The sequence below is a fragment of the Streptomyces sp. NPDC042002 genome, from assembly GCF_055588305.1.
In genome coordinates this window covers 38,894-57,892 of record NZ_JBVJCT010000043.1, presented here as the reverse complement: position 1 = coordinate 57,892, position 18,999 = coordinate 38,894, and the positions used below count along the sequence as shown (strand labels likewise).

Annotated in this window: 16 protein-coding genes and 2 pseudogenes; 14 read left to right on the top strand and 4 right to left on the bottom strand. The window is 65.8% G+C overall.

Going from position 1 to position 18,999, the window contains the following annotated elements:
* Nucleotides 1-193 precede the first annotated feature (193 nt).
* The 12 genes and pseudogenes from ACZ6KY_RS36685 to ACZ6KY_RS36630 form a co-directional block, all read left to right on the top strand.
* Nucleotides 194-433 carry an MbtH family protein gene (locus ACZ6KY_RS36685; RefSeq protein ID WP_469314591.1) on the top strand — a complete coding sequence of 80 codons (240 nt, stop codon included), beginning with the start codon at nucleotides 194-196 and terminating at the stop codon, nucleotides 431-433.
* A gap of 43 nt (nucleotides 434-476) precedes the next feature.
* Nucleotides 477-1,244 carry an FkbM family methyltransferase gene (locus ACZ6KY_RS36680; protein ID WP_469314590.1) on the top strand — a complete coding sequence of 256 codons (768 nt, stop codon included), beginning with the start codon at nucleotides 477-479 and terminating at the stop codon, nucleotides 1,242-1,244.
* 3 nt (nucleotides 1,245-1,247) lie between these two features.
* Nucleotides 1,248-2,462, top strand: coding sequence for a cytochrome P450 (locus ACZ6KY_RS36675; RefSeq protein ID WP_469314589.1), 1,215 nt, complete (start codon nucleotides 1,248-1,250; stop codon nucleotides 2,460-2,462).
* Entirely contained in the window at nucleotides 2,459-2,701 is a 243-nt protein-coding gene (locus ACZ6KY_RS36670) for a phosphopantetheine-binding protein (RefSeq protein WP_469314588.1), read from the top strand. Before ACZ6KY_RS36675 ends, ACZ6KY_RS36670 begins: the two co-directional genes overlap by 4 nt.
* Complete coding sequence (locus ACZ6KY_RS36665; RefSeq protein WP_469314587.1) at nucleotides 2,698-3,963, top strand: ATP-grasp domain-containing protein; 1,266 nt, start codon at nucleotides 2,698-2,700, stop codon at nucleotides 3,961-3,963. The genes ACZ6KY_RS36670 and ACZ6KY_RS36665 overlap by 4 nt, the downstream gene beginning before the upstream one ends.
* A gap of 28 nt (nucleotides 3,964-3,991) precedes the next feature.
* Nucleotides 3,992-5,206: a cytochrome P450 gene (locus tag ACZ6KY_RS36660; protein WP_469314586.1), complete on the top strand. Its 1,215-nt coding sequence runs from the start codon at nucleotides 3,992-3,994 to the stop codon at nucleotides 5,204-5,206.
* A 12-nt stretch (nucleotides 5,207-5,218) separates the two neighbouring features.
* The gene (locus ACZ6KY_RS36655; RefSeq protein WP_469314585.1) at nucleotides 5,219-6,751 is read left to right on the top strand and encodes a condensation domain-containing protein; all 1,533 of its coding nucleotides are present in this window, start codon (nucleotides 5,219-5,221) and stop codon (nucleotides 6,749-6,751) included.
* A 411-nt stretch (nucleotides 6,752-7,162) separates the two neighbouring features.
* The gene (locus tag ACZ6KY_RS36650) at nucleotides 7,163-8,050 is read left to right on the top strand and encodes a hypothetical protein (RefSeq protein WP_469314584.1); all 888 of its coding nucleotides are present in this window, start codon (nucleotides 7,163-7,165) and stop codon (nucleotides 8,048-8,050) included.
* 3 nt (nucleotides 8,051-8,053) lie between these two features.
* The gene (locus tag ACZ6KY_RS36645) at nucleotides 8,054-8,284 is read left to right on the top strand and encodes an MbtH family protein (protein WP_469314583.1); all 231 of its coding nucleotides are present in this window, start codon (nucleotides 8,054-8,056) and stop codon (nucleotides 8,282-8,284) included.
* 82 nt (nucleotides 8,285-8,366) lie between these two features.
* Nucleotides 8,367-9,743, top strand: a complete 1,377-nt coding sequence (locus tag ACZ6KY_RS36640; protein ID WP_469314582.1) for a hypothetical protein — start codon at nucleotides 8,367-8,369, stop codon at nucleotides 9,741-9,743.
* Between the two features lie 65 nt (nucleotides 9,744-9,808).
* Nucleotides 9,809-12,472 (top strand): non-ribosomal peptide synthetase, encoded by a 2,664-nt coding sequence (locus tag ACZ6KY_RS36635; RefSeq protein WP_469314581.1) that lies wholly within the window; start codon nucleotides 9,809-9,811, stop codon nucleotides 12,470-12,472.
* A 70-nt stretch (nucleotides 12,473-12,542) separates the two neighbouring features.
* Nucleotides 12,543-12,725: pseudogene (locus ACZ6KY_RS36630) on the top strand (IS701 family transposase); the annotation flags it as partial.
* Between the two features lie 98 nt (nucleotides 12,726-12,823).
* Here ACZ6KY_RS36630 and ACZ6KY_RS36625 read toward each other — a convergent pair.
* Together ACZ6KY_RS36625 and ACZ6KY_RS36620 are read right to left on the bottom strand one after the other, a co-directional pair.
* Nucleotides 12,824-12,946, bottom strand: a pseudogene (locus tag ACZ6KY_RS36625) (DUF5958 family protein); the annotation flags it as partial.
* 344 nt (nucleotides 12,947-13,290) lie between these two features.
* Complete coding sequence (locus ACZ6KY_RS36620) at nucleotides 13,291-13,761, bottom strand: DIP1984 family protein (RefSeq protein ID WP_469314580.1); 471 nt, start codon at nucleotides 13,759-13,761, stop codon at nucleotides 13,291-13,293.
* A gap of 532 nt (nucleotides 13,762-14,293) precedes the next feature.
* Here ACZ6KY_RS36620 and ACZ6KY_RS36615 point away from each other — a divergent pair.
* Nucleotides 14,294-15,085, top strand: a complete 792-nt coding sequence (locus tag ACZ6KY_RS36615; protein ID WP_469314579.1) for an alpha/beta fold hydrolase — start codon at nucleotides 14,294-14,296, stop codon at nucleotides 15,083-15,085.
* A 422-nt stretch (nucleotides 15,086-15,507) separates the two neighbouring features.
* Nucleotides 15,508-16,656: a lactonase family protein gene (locus ACZ6KY_RS36610; RefSeq protein WP_469314578.1), complete on the top strand. Its 1,149-nt coding sequence runs from the start codon at nucleotides 15,508-15,510 to the stop codon at nucleotides 16,654-16,656.
* 227 nt (nucleotides 16,657-16,883) lie between these two features.
* Here the strand turns inward: ACZ6KY_RS36610 and ACZ6KY_RS36605 are convergent, their stop codons facing one another.
* Both ACZ6KY_RS36605 and ACZ6KY_RS36600 read right to left on the bottom strand, forming a co-directional pair.
* Nucleotides 16,884-18,089 (bottom strand): lactonase family protein, encoded by a 1,206-nt coding sequence (locus ACZ6KY_RS36605; RefSeq protein ID WP_469314577.1) that lies wholly within the window; start codon nucleotides 18,087-18,089, stop codon nucleotides 16,884-16,886.
* 438 nt (nucleotides 18,090-18,527) lie between these two features.
* A complete protein-coding gene (locus ACZ6KY_RS36600; protein WP_469314576.1) occupies nucleotides 18,528-18,917 on the bottom strand; it encodes a hypothetical protein in 390 nt (129 codons plus the stop codon).
* Nucleotides 18,918-18,999: the final 82 nt, after the last annotated feature.

Genomic DNA, 18,999 nt, shown 5'->3' with positions numbered 1-18,999 from the left:
CAGTAGGCATCGTTGCCATAAAATCAAGGGTTGACTCAGTCAGCGCCTTCCTCATATTGTTTGGCCGATAAATCGGGGCCAGGCGTGCGCTCATTCTCGTATGCGGTGAAAGTGATTGCAGTGCGTTCTCGTCGAGCTCGACTTCGCTGCGAGAGCGGCCGCGGACGCCACGTGCAGACCACTCTGGATCCGCATGTTCTTCCCTCAGCCACTGGAGCGACTCATGGCCGACGCCACCACTCTCGCCTGGACCGTTCTCCTCAACTCGGAGCAACAGTACGGGCTGCACCCTGCTGACCTGCCGATTCCCATGGGATGGCAGGAGGCTGGGTACACCGGCACAGAAGAGGAATGCATGCGTCACGTGGACGCCGTCTGGACGGACATGAGGCCGCTGAGTCTTCGAGAAGCACTCGGTTCTTCCGTGGCCTAAGGGGTTTGCTGGTCCAGGGTATCTCTCTAGAAGGGGCGCGGGAATGCAAGCGATGAAACTCCCCAATGGGCTGACGGTGAGCCATGTCAACGCAGGGGAGACCGCTCTGCTGTACCGAGACATATTTGCCGAACGCTGCTATATGCAGCACGCAATATCACTCAGCCCCGGGGATACGGTACTCGATGTCGGCGCAAATATCGGCATGGCCTCGTTATTTCTGCATCTGGAATGCCAGGGGCTGACCTTTCATGCCTTCGAGCCGGCGCCCATTCCGTATGCGGCGCTGCAGGAGAACTTTTCCCTGCACGGCATCCAGGGGTACACGACGCCCTGCGCGCTCTCCGATCATTCGGGTGCCGCCACCTTGACCTATTACCCGGATTCATCTTCTATGTCGGGCTTTCACGCCGACCCGGAGGCCGAGTCGGCCCTGATGCGCACATTCCTGACGCGCAGCGGGTTCGACGACGAGGACGTCGACGACATGGTCAGCGGCCGGCACACGGCGCAGGCCGTCGAATGTCAGGTGCGAACCCTGTCCGAGGTGATCGCCGAGCGCGGCATCACCTCGATCGATCTCCTGAAGATCGACGTCGAGAAGAGCGAGCTGGAGGTGCTGCACGGCCTGGCGGACGAGGACTGGCCGAAGGTGCGCCAAGTCGTCGCCGAAGTCCACGACATCGACGGTGCGCTCGAAAGGTTCACCTCACTGCTGCGGAAGCACGGGTTCGCGGTCGCTCTCGAGCAGGACGCGCTGTTGGAAGGCACCGAAATCTACGAGGCCTTCGCTGTCCGGAAAGAAGTCTGAGCTGTGTCCGACATCATCGACGTCGCGGACCCCGGCCTTTACGAGTCCGGCGATCCGATCGCCGTTTGGGCACAACTGCGTGCCACGACACCTGTCGTCTGGACCGAGCACCCACCCGGCCCCGGATTCTGGTCCGTCATGTCGTACGAGCCAGCCCTCCAGGTCTACCGCAACACCACTGCTTTCACCTCCGAGCTGGGCATGCGCCTTGACTCCGACCCAGCCGCGGTCAAGGCGGCGGCCGGCAAGATGCTCATTGTCAGCGACCCACCCGTCCACCCTCGCCTGCGCAAGCTGATGAACTCCGCATTCGTGCCCCGGGTGGTGGCTACGCTCGAGGAATCCATGCGCCGGGTGATCGAGCCGCTGGTGGAGCAGGCGTTGGAGAAGGACAGCGTCGACTTCGTCGACGAGATCGCAGCAGTCCTGCCCGCGGCGATCATCTGCGACATCATGAACGTGCCGCAGGCGGAACGCTCGACGATGATCGAGCTGACCAGCCAGGCGTTCGGCGCATCCGTAGGAGCCTCCAGCGGGTGCCCCATGGACCAGCTGCGGAAAACCGAAGCCCACGCGGAGATCTTCCTCTACTACACGGATCTAGTGGAAGAGCGCCGACGCAACCCCGGGGACGATGTGGTCAGCGCGCTGATCCGGGGCGACATGGGCGGACGTGAGCTCACCAACGAGGAAGTCCTGCTCAATTGTGACGGACTCGTCACCGGAGCGAACGAGACGACCCGTCACGGCTCGTCCGCCGGGCTGATCGCGCTCATCGAGAACCCAGAGGAGTGGCAGCGTCTGAAGGCGGGCGAGGTCGACATCGAGTCCGCAGTCGACGAAGTGCTCCGCTACACCAGTCCCGCCCTGCACGTCATGCGCGTCGCCACGCAGGACGTGGAACTCGGCGGGCAGCACGTTCGTGCCGGCGAAGCCGTGGTGCTGTGGAACGCCTCGGCGAACCGGGACGAGAGCGTCTTCCCCGACCCGGACCGATTCGACCTCGGACGTACACCCAACCGGCACCTCACGTTCGGGATAGGGCCGCATTTCTGCCTGGGAGCGCCTCTGGCACGGGTCGAGCTGAAGGTGCTGCTGCAGGTGCTGGCGGAACGGGTGGGGCATATGGAGATCACCGGCCCGGTGGAGCGTATGAGGTCCAATTTCATGTGGGGTATCGACCGCCTGCCGGTTGCCCTGTCGAGGGAGACACGTTGACCGACGACATCGTCAGCCGCACCCGGGAACACGCGGTTACCGCATGGACGCAGATCCTGAACGGAACCGTCCCGGCGGAGACCGACAACTTCTTCCAGACGGGCGGCACCAGTCTGAAGGCGCTGCGCCTCTGCGCACGCCTCAGCAGCCTCCTCGGCCGCAAGGTGCCGGTGAAGATGCTGCTCAAGAACAGCACCTTCGGCGCATTCGTGAGCGCTCTGGAGTCCGCGGACACATGAAGAAGCTGATCGTCGTCTATGACAAAGGCGCGGTGGACCCACTCGAGGCTTACGCCGGGCTGTCCGCCATCGCGCGGCCTGTGTTCGCCGTGGCCTCGTCGGAACATGGTGAGCGGGCCCTCAAGGTGGTGGAGAGGCTGGGCGAGTCGGTGGTTCTCGGCTCCTCGGCGAGTCGGTCCGCGGATCGCTTGCGGACGTTCGCACCCGCGGGCATCGTGACGTTCAGCGAGGACATGGTGGAACCCACCGCCGAGCTCGCGAGGCATCTGGGTCTTTCCTACCATCAGGAACCGACCTTGGGATGCCTCAAGGACAAGCATCTGCAGCGGCTGCGCCTGCGCGAACACGGTGTGGACAAGACCGTGAACCGGCGCATTCGGACCCGCGCTGACTTCGCCGCGGCAATGACGGAATTCGACGCGCCGGTCATCCTGAAGCCGGCTCGAGGCGGGGCGAGTCGGGATACGCATGTGATCACTCACCCGGACCGGGGCGCGCAGCTCGTCGACGCGATCCTCGACAGGTATCTCCCGGCGGGGCTGGTCATCGAAGAACTGCTGGTCGGTCGTCAGATGCCCTCCGGGGTCGGGGACTACATCTCGATCGAGAGTGCCGTCGTGGACGGGCGCATCACCCATCTGGCGGTGACCGGCAAGTTCGCCCTCGCGGCGCCGTTCCGAGAGGTCGGACAGTTCTGGCCCGCCTTGCTGGACGAGGACGTCCGGCGCGCGTCATTGAACCTCGCGACCGCCGGCCTTACCGCGCTGGACGTGCGTCGGGGCGTGACGCATACCGAGATCAAATTGACACCCGACGGACCTCGCATCATCGAGATCAACGGTCGGATCGGCGGCCACATCCACGAGCTCGCGCGACGCACCGGCGTCCCATCGCCGATCGAGATCGCCGGGACCATCGCGCTCGGAGGGGATCCGGCGCCGTCGATGTTCAGTCCCCCTCCCGGGGTGTATTGGCAGTACAACACGCCGGCCCCGCGGAAGCCGGCCCGGTTGGTGGCGAACGCCAATGCGGCCACGGTCACCGCTCTCGAGGGCATCTCGAAATACACGCCCTACTACCAGAAGGGCGATCCGCTGGACCTGGACGTCATGACCAATCCGCTCGATGTCATCTCTGGGTACTCGAAGACCCACGAAGAGATGCTGAAGCAGGTCGACAGACTCCTCGACCACGTCGTCTATCGACTTGACATGGACGGCACCGAATCCGCCGTGGCAGCGCGGGAATTGGCTGACATATGAATAGCCACGCAGATATGGCGGGAGCGACATGACCTTCACCATGCCCGTAGAGCCGACAGCGGACCTTGCCGATCCAGGATTCCACGCGGGTACAGCCGCGCACGACCACCTTCGGCAGCTCCGGCGGCATGACCCGGTGGCGTGGCAGCCTGCCCGCGATGGCGTTCCGGGGTTCTGGAACGTGACCCGGTACACCGACGTCGTGCAGGTGTGCAGATCGGCCGATGTGTTCGCGTCCGGCCGGGGAAACGTGCTGAACACGCTGCTCGCGGGTGGTGATACGGCGGCCCAGCAGATGCTCGCCGTCTCGGACGGTCCGCGCCATGCCGCGATTCGTAAGCTGCTGTGGAGGGCCCTCACGCCCGAGGCCCTGAGTCACACGGCCGACCGCGTCCGAGCCAACACCCGCGACCTGATCCGCCGCGCGGTCGCCGACGGGTCGTGCGAGTTCGCGCATGACGTGGCGGCCCATATCCCGCTCATGGCCATCTGTGACCTGTTCGGCATTCCGGCATCGGACCGGGCGTTCATCCTGCGCCACGCGAGTTCGGCCCTCAGCTCGGATACCGAGGAGCACACGGCCGAGGAAACCATGCGTTCCAAGAGCGAGATCCTGCTCTACTTCACCCGCTTCGTCGCTGACTGCTCCCGTCAGCCGTCGTCCTCAAGGTCTCCGCTGATGGATGTGCTTATCGACGGGACCATCGACGGCCAGAAACTGCGGTCCGAGGAGATCATCTACAACTGCTACAGCCTGATCCTCGGCGGCGACGAGACGACGCGACTCGCCATGATCAGCGGGGTTCTGGAGCTCGTCCGTCGTCCCGATCAGTGGACGCTGCTGAGGTCAGGGACACCCATCGACGCGGCGGTCAACGAAGTACTCCGGTGGAGCACACCGGTGATGCACGTGGGGCGCACGGCCTGCGCGTCGGTGACTCTGGGCGCGCGGGACATCGCCGAGGGCGATCTCATCATCGCCTGGCTGTCATCGGCCAATTTCGATGAGGAGGAGTTCAGCGATCCCGCGAGCTTCGACGTGACGCGGGCTCCCAACCGCCACGTGACGTTGTCCCATGGTCCGCACTTCTGTATCGGTGCGTATCTGGCGAAGATCGAGGTGGCGGCCCTGCTGCAGACGATGCGAGAGGAAGTGCGCGAGATGGAACTGACCGGCGAACCGCTCCCCATTTACTCGAACCTGCTCAGTGGGTATTCGAAGCTTCCCCTGCGGATGCAGTGACGAAGGACGGATATGAACCTTGAATCCAATGGCGCCGTCGACCTCGGTCTGACGGACATTCAGCGTGTCTTGTCCCAGGTTTGGGCCGACGTCCTGGAGGCGGAGTCGATCGGGCTCGACGACAACTTTTTTGCTCTGGGCGGTAACTCCATGCTCGCGGTTCGAGCCATCGTCGATGCCGAGTCGCGCGGGATCGTCACCACCCTCGTCGACATCCTCGGGAGCCCGACGATCAGGGAGCTCAGTCAGGTGGTGTCAGCGGTCGAGGATGCGCCCGACGGAGATGCGGCCCCCTCGGCACAGGCCATGGCGGCCGAGCCGGTGGCGGAGGGCCCGCAGATCGGTCCGGCCAGCCTCTTGCAGCAGGGCCTCCTCTTCGAGTCCGAATTACGACCGGGTGCGGTGTACCTGGACGTGGTGTCCCATCGCGTCCGGCTTCCGTTCGACGAGACCGCTCTGCGCTCCGCGCTCGACATCCTCACGGCCCGGCACGAAACGTTGCGGACCGGATTCAATCTGACCGACTACGACGAGGTGATGCGCGTGACGGAGGCGTCGACGTCGATCCCCGTCCACGTGCACGACGCACGGACCGGCCAGGACGCAGCCGATCTCACCGACGATGTCGCGTGCGCCGGCCAGGAATTCGCGTTGACCACGGCGCCGCTTCTCCGAGTCTGCGTCTCAGTGCCGGATGACAGCTCGTTCTGGCTCACCTACGGATTCCACCACGCCATCATGGACGGCTGGAGCGAGACGGTGTTCGCCTCGGAGCTCATGTCCGCCTATGCGTCGACACTCCGGGGAGCGGTCCCGGACCTGCCGCCCGCCGTGGCCGGCATGGATGAACTGGTCCGACGCGAACGGGAGGTACTGACCTCGCCCGATGCTCAACAGTTCTGGTCGGCTTATGCCGAGTCCCTGCCCCGGGCCCGCCCGCGGCCCGTCGGCGGCCAAACGCTGCGCATTCGCGCTGACGTCGACCCCGAGGTTGTGGTCGACCTCGCGCGCGCCGCGGCACGCACGGGACTTCCCGTCAAGAGCTTCACACTGGCCGCCCACCTCGTGGCGTGGGCTGAGGTCCATGCCGTGGATGCCCCGTCGACGGGGGTGGTCATCAACGGGCGCCCACCCGTGCTCGGTGCGGAGAGGATGACAGGACTCTTCCTGAACCTGCTTCCGCTGCACTGTCGTGTGGACGCCACGGGTGCGGAACTGGTGCGGCGGGTCTTCGAGGCCGAACGCCAGGTCACCGCCTTCGGGAACTTCCCGTATCTGAAGATCAGGGAAATGGCCGGGCATGCGCTTTTCGATGTCGCCTTCAATTATGTGGAGTTTGAGAAGCGCCCTGAGGCCTGGATCGATGAATCGCACATTGTGGACACAACGAGTCTGCCCTTCCTGATCGAAGTCGTTCACGAGTCGAGCCGCGGTGCGATTCGAGTGGAAGGCTCGGCCAGCGGTGAACTGTGGACGAACGAAGACCTCGAGGCGATGACGAGTGCTTACATCACGGCGTTGACCCGGCTCGTCAGTGACGCCTAGGGCCGTCGGTGGCGCCGATGAACGAAGACCAGGACGCGCAGTCACCGGTACGGAGCGACTCGGTCGACAAGTCCCGGTCCGGATGATGTCCGAGCACGACGGTCTTGAGCGCTTGGCGACGGCTTTGGTCGATGCGCTCGATGCCTTGCCGGCACTGCCTCATGGGTGAGGGTACGAACCGTCGAGAGGCCGGCCGATTTCCCTTGTGCAGGCCGGCGCTTCGTGCCTAGTAATTTCTTCCTCGGCGCGATTCTTCGTTGTCCGAACCGTGGAATTGGGCTCGTGGTGAGCGTTGACAGCCGGACCGTGGTGGCATAGCGTTTTCCCTAGTGAAAGGGGGTTAATGGCGTTGACGGATCGTCTGCAATAGCAGGTCTCGATGAGTTTGACGGCGCCAGAATCTTTTTGAACGTGAATGCTGCGGATTCGCTCGCTGATATACCGGAAGTGGCGCAGCACGGTCGCGCCGGCGGCCGGGATTCGGTGCGCCGCATGGCCGCCGAATCAAAGCGCTCGTCACACGAGGCGGAGCATCGACGGACCATTGTGGTCGTCGACTATGTGGGCCTGAGGTCCGAGCCGCCATTGACGGCGCTTCGCTTGGAGGACCACGGGTTCCGGATGGTCGAGGTCCTGCGACCGCCCTATGTCCGTGCCTTCGACGCCGCAGGCTACGCATCCGCGCTACTCGAACCGCACACATACTTGGGTTCTGAGGCGGCAGCGGTCGTGACCTACTGCATGGCCGGCTCGATCGCGCAGGAGGTGGCGGCAAAGCTTTCGTCACCCCACTACGACGTGCCCCTCGTGGTCCTGGACGGTGAGCCGTCGACGGGCAAGGCTCTCCGAGAGCAGTGGGGGATAGCCCTGCGACGTATCGCCCACATGGTGGGTGCCGATGTCGTCGACGATGTGACACGTGCATTCTCCGACAACGAACTGCTCGCCCGCCCCCGCGAGATCGCTGGGGAGATCCACGACTCGATGACGTCGATCGGTGTGCAACAGAGCCCCGATATTAAGCGCCCCAGTACGGCCAGGGATGTCGAGATCTTCGCTGACTGGTTCTCTGACTGGCTGGTCTATTTGATTGCCGCTCATAATGCTCAGTGGCCGCATTGGGGCGGGGATGTACTCCAATTGGTTTCGGAATCGCATTCGGTGACGGATTGGGTGGGAAGTCGCTCGGAGGAAGTCGTCGAGATCTCGACAGACCGAGACGGCTTGGTGCTCGATCCAGGCGCGAAAGCGGCCGTTCTATCGTTCTTGGCCGAGAGGATCAGCGGTGGCAGGGTGTAGACGATGAGCAACAATCCGTTCGAAGACGACGAGGCGCAGTTCCTTGTCCTGGTCAACGACGAAGGGCAACACTCGCTATGGCCGGCCTTCGCCGATGGTCTGGCGGGATGGAAGCGCGTCTTCGGGCCGGACGAGAGGGAGTCGTGCCTGGCCTTCATCGAACGTGAGTGGATGGATATGAGGCCATTGTCGCTTCGCGATTTCATGGATGAGACACCCGTGCGCCGGGCGTGACGCGCCGTCAAACAAGTTCTGAACCCTGCGAAGCGCGGTCTTCTCGTGCATTGCAGTTCGTCGTGTATGAGGAGGATGACAGATGCCGGATGATCTGATGGAGCCGGGCAAGATTCAAAATGACCGCGGCGTCATAGCGGAGAATTATCACGAGCTGCAGAGCCTTGGTGCCATCGAGGCGGCTCGTGCGAGCATGACGGTTCCGGCCGCCACACCCGAGGCGTTACTCATCGGGATCTACCAATCGTCGGAGATCGCCATCTACAACCTGGTTGATCTTCTCACGCGCGCCGGCACCGATCTGGCATCGGGTGATGTCGATGCGTGTTCGAGCAAGCTGCTGTGGATCCGGAGTTTCCATCGGCTGCTGGTGCGGTTGAGTAGCGATGCCTTGCGAATCAGCAGCGACTGGCCGGCGACCGCGCCGCGATGGCCGCTCCAAGACACCCCTGCGTTCACCGAGTTCCAGACGGCACTGGAGTCGTTTGACGGCTCTTTGGCCGAGCTCGTCGACCGGGGGGAGCTGGACGTCAGGACCACCATCTCCGAGGCATCGTTGGCCGACAGCGCGTATACGATTCTTCACTGCGTGCGCATCGTGAATCACGACGCGCGCATATGGGCCACGAATCTTGCTCGCGCCGTTCATCCCCAGCCCACAGTTGCGCTGGAGGTCGCGCTCGCCTCCTCCCATCTGCGTCATGCCGTCCATGAACATCATCTGGCCGGCGACACCTACTTCACGCAGTTCCGCGCATTGCATCAGATTCCCGAACTCTTGGTCAGGGAGATCAACGATCGGCTCGAGCTGGCGACCAAGGCGGTGCGCGACGGCGATGAAGCGCGCGCGATCGAGCTGCTCGACGGCGCCGCGTCCTTGTATCCCGCGATCGAGGCATCATTGCCACCGATCGTGGACAATCTGAGCACGTTCGAGTACCACCAGATCCGCGAGAATCTGGGGCTGACGAGTGGCAGCCATTCCGTCGCCATGCGATTCCACCTGTTCACGGATCTGTACGAACAGTTCGCGCGGGAGGTCATGACCCTGGAGGACACCGCCCCCGACGGGAGCGGCCTTGCTCGGCTGAAGCGTCACGTCGCCGATCTGCGCACGTTCATATTCTCGTGGCGAGACATGCACCTGCACCTTCCGCGGAACAATCTCGGCGGGACGGAGACGAAGTCCTTGACGGGGGCACCCGACGCGGTCAAGACCGTGCGGAAGATGCGGGACAGCGCGGCGTCTTCGGATCCGATGCGCTCGAAGACAAGCGATCGTCCTGCGGCGGTCGCGGGACCTCTCGATGGCTATCTGGACGGCCCGAAGTCCTCGGACCAGCTACTCCTCGCGATCACCGGCGAAGTGACGCAAGCGAACTTCCGTGATGTTCAGGAGCGGCTGAACTTCTTTTCCCAACGGTCGCCCTTTTCGCGCCCGCCGCGACGTGAAGTCTGACCATCGGTGTCCTCTCAGGTTGCCGTGCCCGAGGAGTGGCCGCGGCGTGAAGGGTTGGTTCTATCGTGAGCGCCAGTGAGGCACTTAGGCCCGAGCCGCCGAAGCGAGGGTCCGCCGGGCACGCCGCTTACTGGGCGCAGGAGTTGGCCGACGTGCCCCAGCCCCTACCCTTGCCGATGGATCGACCGCGCCCGTCGCATCGGAGCCTCGACGTCGGGGTCGTCGGCGTGGAACTCGCCTCCGACGTTCGGGGCCGAGTCGAGGCCCTGGCCGCTGCGCAGGGCGTGTCCTCGGCCGTCGTCCTGCTGTCCGCATGGGCGGTGACGCTTCGGCGCCTGACCGGGCAGACGACGGTGACGATCGGCGCGCTGAACGTGGGCGGTGCCGAGGCGTTTTCGGGCACGGAGGCCGGATCGAGTGATGACCGCTGGATCCTGCGCGCCGACATGCCCGGCGACATCTCGTTCGGGGAGTTGCTTCGCGCGGTGCACGACCGGGCCCGGGCGGCCCAACAGCACCGGGGTATGGCGCTGGACGACGTGGTTTCGGTTCTGGTCATCGATCCACCGACGGCCCATCACCCGCTGACCCAGGTGGGGTTCGATTGGCACGACGAGGCCGACCACGGTCGCGACGGCCGTTCGGCAGGACCCGCTCCGGAGCGCCTGGGAACCGCGCCGTTCGACGCGCGGATCGTCGTCTCGCCTCGCGACGGGGCGAGCCTGCGCATTGACATCGTCTACGCCACGGACGTGTTCGACGCGGACACCGCGCGCCGACTGGTGCGGTGTCTCGTGAGCGCGGCCACGATCGCGGCCGGCGACCCGACCGTGGCCGTGAACTCCGTCGACATCATCGACCCGGCCGAGCGACATCAGTTGCTCGATCTTGTGAATAACACGCGCGCGGAGGTGAACCCCGGCACGATTCCCGAACTCTTCGGACGACGCGTCATGACGAGGCCGGACGCTCCCGCCATCGTGTTCCGTGACGAGACGATCAGCTATCGCGACCTCGACGCCCGGTCCAACCGACTGGCCCGTCTCTTGATCGACCACGGTGTGCGAACCGAAGTGGTCGTCGCCGTGTTGGTGACGCGCTCTCCAGACCTCTGGACAGCGGCGCTGGCGGTCACGAAGGCGGGTGGCGTCTATATGCCCGTGGATCCTGCGTATCCGGCGGAGCGCATCGAATTCATGCTGAAGGATTCGGGCGCGCACATCATCATCGCTGAATCCGCGACGGCTTCACATGGGGCCGGTCGATCGACACCCGTCCTGCGGCTGGACGACCCCGCGCTGATCGCCACGCTCACGCACCATGAGACGACCGCTGTGACGGACACCGATCGGCTGGCGCCACTGGCGATGGCACATACCGCCTACCTCATCTACACGTCGGGGTCGACCGGTACGCCCAAGGGAGTGGCGGTCACTCACAGGGGACTGGCCAGCCTGCTGGCCGCGCAAATCGATGGATTGAACGTCACGTCAGAGTCCAGAGTGCTGCAGTTCAATTCGCCGAGTTTCGATTCGTCGATATGGGAACTGTGCATGGCGCTGTTCTCCGGGGCCGCCTTCGTCGTCGACACGCAGGAACGGCTCGAGCCCGGACAGCCGTTGGTCGAGACGATCAATGCGGCCGCGGTCACCCACGTCCTGCTCACGCCCTCCGTGCTCGCGGCGCTGCCGCTCGGGTCGCTACCGAGCGTCTCGTGTCTTATCGTCGCGGGCGAACCGATCTCGCCGGAGCTGGTCAAGGCGTGGGCTCCGCATCGCCAGATGGCCAACGCGTACGGTCCGACAGAGACCACGGTAATGCCGACCCTGTGCGCGCATCTGGCCACGGACGGCCGCCCGCCGTCTATTGGCCGTCCGATTCAGAACAGCCGCGTGTACGTTCTGGACGAGCGGATCCAGCCGGTTCCCGTCGGCGTCGTCGGCGAGTTGTACGTAGCGGGAGCAGGTCTGGCCCGGGGCTATCTGGGACGTCCCGCCATGACGGCGAGCCGTTTCGTTGCCTGTCCGTTCGGAGCGCCGGGCGAGCGGATGTATCGCACGGGAGACCTGGTCCGTTGGAACGCCGGAGGAGATCTCGAGTTCATCGGTCGCGTGGACACGCAGGAGAAGGTCCGCGGATATCGGATCGAGCTGGGCGAGATCGAATCGGCTCTCATGCAGCATCCCGCGGTACTCCACGCCGTGGTCGTGGTGCGCGATGTCGCCGGGTCGGTGAGGAGCAGGCAATTGGTCGCGTATGTGGTCGGTGCCGGCCCCACGGTCGAGCCGCATGCGGACGGGACGTCGACCGGTGGCGAACGGCGCGACGCGTGGGCCAGTGAGCTGCGCCAGTTCCTGGGTCAGCGCCTTCCGGAATTCATGGTGCCGCCGCTGTACGTGAGGCTCGACCGGTTGCCGATGACCCCGAACGGGAAACTCGACCGATCGGCCCTCCCCGATCCTGGATCGGTCGACAGCGGCTACCGCGCCCCGCGGACTCCCATTGAGCAGATCCTGTGCACGGTGTTCGCGGAGGTTCTCGACCGACCGTTGGTGGGGATCGACGACGACTTCTTCGCCTCCGGAGGAGACAGCATTATGTCGATCAAGGTGGTGTCCAGGGTTCGTGGTCACGGGCTCGACCTTTCCCCTCGCGACATCATGGAGCAGCGGACTGCGGCGAAGCTGGCGCTCGTGGTGAGTGACTCCGCGCTACCGGTAGTTCGTTGAACTGGGCCTGACGGTCGGTCTGGCTCGCCGTACGACGGCGGTAGAAGGTTCGCCGAGCCTGGGGGCGGTCATGACTGCGCGTCGTCCGAGTCCGGCCGCATCGGGGCCGTTGGAGGAGTACGCGGCCCGGTTCGACGACCTGTTCACCAGCCTGGCTCAGCGGCGGGGGTTTCGTGAGTATCCGACCGGGCTGCCGGCGGCCCGTAGCAGAGCCGTTGCTCGACGAGACCCGCTCCCGGGGGGACTCAAGGGGCCGGCGGCCACCGCCGTCGCCGGATACGGCGACGCCGTCGCGTTCCGGCACGGACTGGCGGCAGGTCCGCCGGCCGTGGCGGCGGACCTGCGCGCGGGGCGAAGTCCGGCGCGGCGGATACCTTCCGGGCCGTCCTCGGTGGTGGCGCGGGCCTGAATGCAGAAAAGGGACAGGAGCCGCAGGGTGGTGGACCGCTCCTCGGCGGAGAGGTTCTCGAACACTCGACGCCCTGTGGCATCGGCGGAAGCTCCTGGGCGAGCTCGTTGAGAATGACGTACGGATCAGCCATTCTGACGCCCCCGTTGCGCTCGGATCGCCGTTCTCCATGGTGTTGCGATGTGGAAAGCCCCGAACCCGCCCTCGCCGCCTCGGATCTGCACGTGGTGATGTGCTGTGCGATGTGCACCTTTACCTGTACGCGGTGCTGAGCTGCACTGTTGATGGGGAGTCGAACCCCGCGTTGCTCTTCACGCGCCAGGAGTGGGCTGGAAAACCGCCGGCCCTCGGTGTGTGCACGCTTCCGACGCCGCTACCTGCTCCACATCGTCCCAGGTTGCTGGACTGGTCAGTCCAGCAGATCGACCTCCCAGTTCGTACGCTGGATCCGCACGTCGACCTCGCGGATCTCCCGGGCGAGTACATCCGCCTGACCGCGCAGTTCCGCGACCGGAAGCGCGGAAAGCATCATCAGCTCGGACCGGAGCTGCCGACCGTGTCCCCGCTCGCCGTTACCCGCCGCCGCGTCCGCCGCCGCGGTGACTACGGAGTGACGCAACCGCAGGACGTCCCGGCGTGCGAGGGCATCGGTGAGCGTGCCGTCGGGACCCATCTCCACGGTGGCATTGGTCCGGTTGATCCGTCGGATCAACGTTTCCAGAGCGCCCAGCACTTCACCGGTCTCAGCCAACAGCTCACCCGCATCCTCGGCGGGTGTCTCCCCTTCCTGGTACCGCGCACTGCTGACGACGCGCGCTCGCAGCTGTTCTACACGGCGCGTCGCCTCTGCACGTTCTGCCAGGGCCTCAGCAAGCTTCACTGTCTCCACCTCCCCCTCGATGAGCTCGCACGAGTATACGAGTGCGAACCGGCTCATACGCACCTGGATTTCGCTTCCCAAGAGCCCTGACCAGCCACGGGAGCGAAAGTGGACAGCCGCCCAGAGCGCCGCGAAAGAGAATCCGACGCCACGAACGAGGGCGAGTGGGAATCCGCCGATTTCGGCGAGGCGGGACAACCTGCCTGCCGCCTTCGCCGGGACTCCTCCAGGCGCGCGGCAGCAACCGCATGCAGCGTTGCAGTTCGCCGGCTGCGGTGCTCCCTCCGCCCGGGCGTTCGGCGCCACCGGGTGGAGGCGAGGGTGAACTCGATCATTCGGGGGACCTCCCGCTCGGTCGGCTTCCCCGCGGGTATGTCTTCGGGTGTTCCATTCGGGTGTCCTATGCGGGGCGCTCAAGCACGAGCCGGGCCGTTGGAGGGCGGGGCCACGACAGCAATGCACGGAGCCTCTGGGAGACCACTGCCGGTCTCATGAACGGTCTTCCGACCCGCGACAAGAAGGCAGGGCAATCGTGACTGACCGGACCGAGGCCGTGAAGGATCACGTCATCGCAGGCGGCCTGCGCACCTACTACGAGGCCCAGGGCGCCGGTGATCCACTGGTCATGCTGCATGGCGGGTTCGCAACCGTCGACGTCTTCGGCGGAGGGTTCACTCCGCTGATCGCCGAGCGGTACCGCGTCTACAGCCCGGAGCGGCGTGGACACGGGCGGATGCCGGACGTCGAGGGGCCGATCACGTACGAGATCATGGCCGACGACACCATCGCCTTCATCGAGGCGCTGGGCATCGGACCGGCGCACGTGGTGGGCTGGAGCGATGGCGCCAACGTCGGCCTGATCGCCGCCATGCGCCGCCCGGACCTGGTCCGGAAACTGGTGCTCATCGGCACCGCGGTGAATATCGGCGGCGGCCGCCCCTGGGCGCAGGCGATGATGGACAACCTTTCGGTCGATCACCTGCCACCGATGCTCATCGAGGCGTACGCGGCTCTGTCGCCGGACGGTCGGGACCACTTCCCGGTCGTCTTCGACAAGATCGCTCCCGCGCTGCTCGTGACCGAGGCGAAACTCAGCGACCTCGCGACGATCAGCGCGCCGACACTGATCATGGCCGGGGATGACGACCTGGTGACGGTCGAACACCTTGAGGCGATGCGCACGACGGTGCCAGACGGACAGCTCGCGATTGTGCCGGGCACCTCGCATGGCCTCCCGCTGGAGAAGCCCAAGCTGGTCAGCCTTCTGATCTTCGATTTTCTGTCAGCGGAGCAGGCGGAGAAGTTGATGCCCGGCCCGACGTAACCAGCGAGTCGCCTCGTGCTCTGACCGAGACGGTTCACCGGGCTGCCCGCTCACGCAACGGTCGCATACCTGCGCGTCTGCTCGGAGAGAACCAGCTACGTCGCTGTGTGGCCATACCTCTCGGGTGACGCCTCGCGAAGCCGGCCCGCTGACAGGCTTTCCGGACGCCCTCCACTCCGGCGAACTGCGCGGCGGCGCCGAACCGCAGCACCTCCACGATTTATGACAAAACATCACATATCTTGTCGGTGAGGAACAGTGGTGGCTCACGCACGGGGACGCTGTCGGCGTTGCGTACGCGCCCACCACAGCCCTCGTCCATGTCGTCTCCGCTCGCGGCCACGGTGCCCGAATCTGGCTCGACCAGAGACGCAGGCCTCCAGCGAGACGTCGATCCCGGTCCCTCATGGAGGCAGAACATCGTGCAGAAGATCACTCGTCTCGGCATGGCCGTCGCGACCGCGCTCGCCACAGCAGCCGTATGCACTCCGTCCGTGTCCGCTGCGGCGGGCGGCGGCGACGGGCACGACCGCGGCGGTCGCCATGCGGTCTTCGTCCAGACCGACAACCCGGCGGGTAATCAGATCGTCGCCTACCGGCGTGCGGAGAACGGGCGGCTGACCCAGGCCGGGACGTACGACACCGACGGTCTCGGGGGCGTGCTGGCCGGGTCGGTCGCCGACCACCTCGCCTCGCAGGGTTCCCTCACCTACGACGCGCGCCACGCCCTGCTGTATGCCGTCAACGCCGGCAGCGACACCGTCTCCGTGTTCTCGGTGGACGGCGACCGCCTGGCGCTGCGGCAGGTCATCGGCTCCGGTGGCCGTTTCCCGGTGAGCGTCGCCGTGCATGACGACGACGTGTACGTGCTCAACGCACTGGACGGCGGTTCGATCCAGGGCTACACGATCCACCACGGCCGCCTGCACGAGGAGGCCGGACGGAACCGCGGCCTGGGGCTCGACCCGAACGCCACGCCCCAGTTCACCAACACCCCGGGGCAGGTGGGCTTCACCGGCGACGGTTCCCAGCTCGTCGTCACCACCAAGGCGAACGGCAGCAGCCTCCTGGTGTTCAACCTGGACCGCTCCGGCGCGCCCGCCGATTCCCCTGTCGCCACGAACCTGCCGGGCGCCGTGCCCTTCGCCTTCGTCCCCAACGGCCGGCACGGCCTGTTCCTGGCCGAGGCAGGGACGAACGCCGTCGCGACGTTCACCATCCACCGCGACGGCACCGCGTCGCAGGAGGCATACGCGGCCACGGGCCAGTCGGCCACCTGCTGGATCGTCGCCGCCCGCAGCCTGCTCTACGCCTCCAACGCGGGCAGCTCGACCCTCAGCGGCTTCCGTACCTCCGACCACGGCCGCCGGCTGACCCCCCTGGGCAACACGCCCACCAACCCCGGCACCGTCGACGCCGCAACCTCCCCGGACGGGCACTACCTCTACGTCCAGACAGGGGTCAACGGCATCGTCGACGAGTTCGCGGTCAAGGCGGACGGCTCACTCACCCGGCTGGGCTCCCGGACCGTGCCGGGCGGCGTCGGCGGCGAAGGCATCGTCGCTCTCTGACGGCCACGCGCACGCCACAAGGCCGCGGCCCCGCCCACCAGGCGGGGCCGAGGCCGCCTCATTCCGCACGTGCCCCGTCACAAGAGCTGTACGCCGACTTCACCCGCTCCGGCACCGTCAACTTCAACAGCCGCTCCCCGGCGTCCAGACGCACCGCTGCTCGAGGACGTGCCCTGCGCGCCCCGGGCAGGTGTCGCCCGGGGCACGCCGCTGCGGTGGCCGCTTCTTCACACCGCAGCAATGCCCTCCATGCCGGATTCGGCGAAGGAGGGCAGTCCGGTGACCGTCGTGACCTTGGTGAGGGCGCCGTCGTGCCCGATTCGGAATCCGTCGACGGTGCCTGAGGTGGCGTTCTGGACGTAGACGAAGCGGTCGGCGGCGATGGCTATGTCGATGACGCCCTGGGACTTCCTCGATGGTGCGGCCGCGATGCCCGCCTCGTTGGTCAGCGTGAGCCTGCCGTCAGGGTTCATCCGGTATCCGGTCACGGTGGAGTTGCCGGTGTTTGCTCCGTAGAAGAAGTCGCCGGCGCGTTCCAGCCAGCACAAGGTGTCCTGCCCGTTGGGCAACGGTTTCTGGACGATCTTCAACTCGCCGTTGTGCCGCACCTTGTAGACGCTGACGGTGGACTTGGCGGCCTCGGCGACCAGCATGCGCCCATGGGAGTCGAAGGCGATGGCGAACGGCACCATGCCCGCTGACTTGCTGACCACTGGATTGCGCGCCGGGCGGCCGTCCCGGTTCAGGGGGAAGACCTCTATGGTGTTGGCCGACTTGGTTGTGACGACCAGATTTCTGCCGTCCGGGGTGAACGCGACCTGCCCGGGCGAGCTGCTGAAGAGCGGCACTCTTTCGTTCTTCAGTCCCAGAGTGCGCATCGAGCCGCTGAGCGGCTTCAGGCCCGCGGAAGTGATCTTGAAGCCTTGGATGCTCCCCGCACCGCCCGCGTTCATGACATAGGCCAGGTTGCCCGAGACGGTCACGCCGACCGGGAACTCACCTCCCGTGGGAACGATTTGGCGGTCGGTGAGCTTCTGTCCGCGCACGGCGAAGGACGTCAGAGTGCGGCTGCCCGCGTTGACCGCCAGCAGTCGCCCGGACCGTCGGTCGTAGACCAAGGATCCCTGAGAGGCCAGCGAATCGGTCGGCGCGTCGACCTGGTCCCCGCCTTTGCCGCCTGTGCTGTACGCGTGAGCGGCAGTGAGCTTGCCGTCGTCGCTTCGGCGGAAGACGTGGATCCTGTTCCCGGCCAGTTCATTGCCCTGCACGAACACGGCGTGGTCCGCCTTCGGTGCAGCGCGGGGTGTGGGGGAGACCTGGCCGGCCGAGGCGACGTTGACGGTGGCGACCACCGCCGCGATCGCCACCGTGCCACCGCCGAAGAGAGTGGCCTTCTTCTGCAGCCTAGACCTGCGCCTGTTGTGCCTGCTCACTGCGGCTCCTCACGTCCGGGGGATGTGTGAACACAGTGACTGCTGGGGTCCGAACAGCACAGGCTGACAAGTGCCGCGTCAGAATCTCGTAATAAGGAGCACCGCCCGTCCCACGGCCACCGATTCCCGGCGGGTGATCTGTGCGGCTGGTGGGGCAGAACAAGTTCCGGGTGTCCTCCGACGGTCGGTGCAGCCGCGGTACCTCGTGGGAGGGGCTGTCTCGCGTATCAGCGGATCCGTGCCCGAACTCCGATGTGGCCTCCACCATGGGTGAGCACACACGCGGGAACGCGAGGTGCCGCCATGGAGCCGGATACCGGGCCTGAGGCGATCAAGCCGTGCCCCGACCACCGTCGAAGACTCCTCCGCCTCCGAAGAAGCCGCCGTCACGGTCGCGGACGCGGCTGGAATCGTCGTCCGTTCCCGTGCCCCAGTGATTCAGGCCCGCAGTCGCTCGGACCTTGTAGCGGCCCCAGGCGCTGGGAACCCTCCCTGTGATCTCAGAAGGGGCGGGTACCGGCCGGAGCGCAGACTCGCGGGTCGGCGATGCACGGAGTGGGCGGGCGCGCGGGGGGCGCGCCCGCCGCGGTGTCGGCAGGTCGCGCTGCTGGAGATCTTCACGCCGTTGATGGTGAGGCCGGGGCTCATCACGGTCGTCGTGTTCGGCTCGACGCAGAGCGTGCCCGCGTTGCTGCGCAGGTAGGCCACGTCGTCGTTGCCGGTGTTGAGGATGATGTAGCCGTCGCGGGACGTGACGCTTTGGAATCCGCTGGTGATGACCTGGAACCTGGCGGCGGGGTGGCCGGCTGTGACGGCGGCCTGGTTCACGTAGAAGCAGACGTACGGGTACGCGCAGCGGTGCTGGACGAGCTGTCCGTGACTCGCATGCCACCCGCCGAGAAGAGGTTCT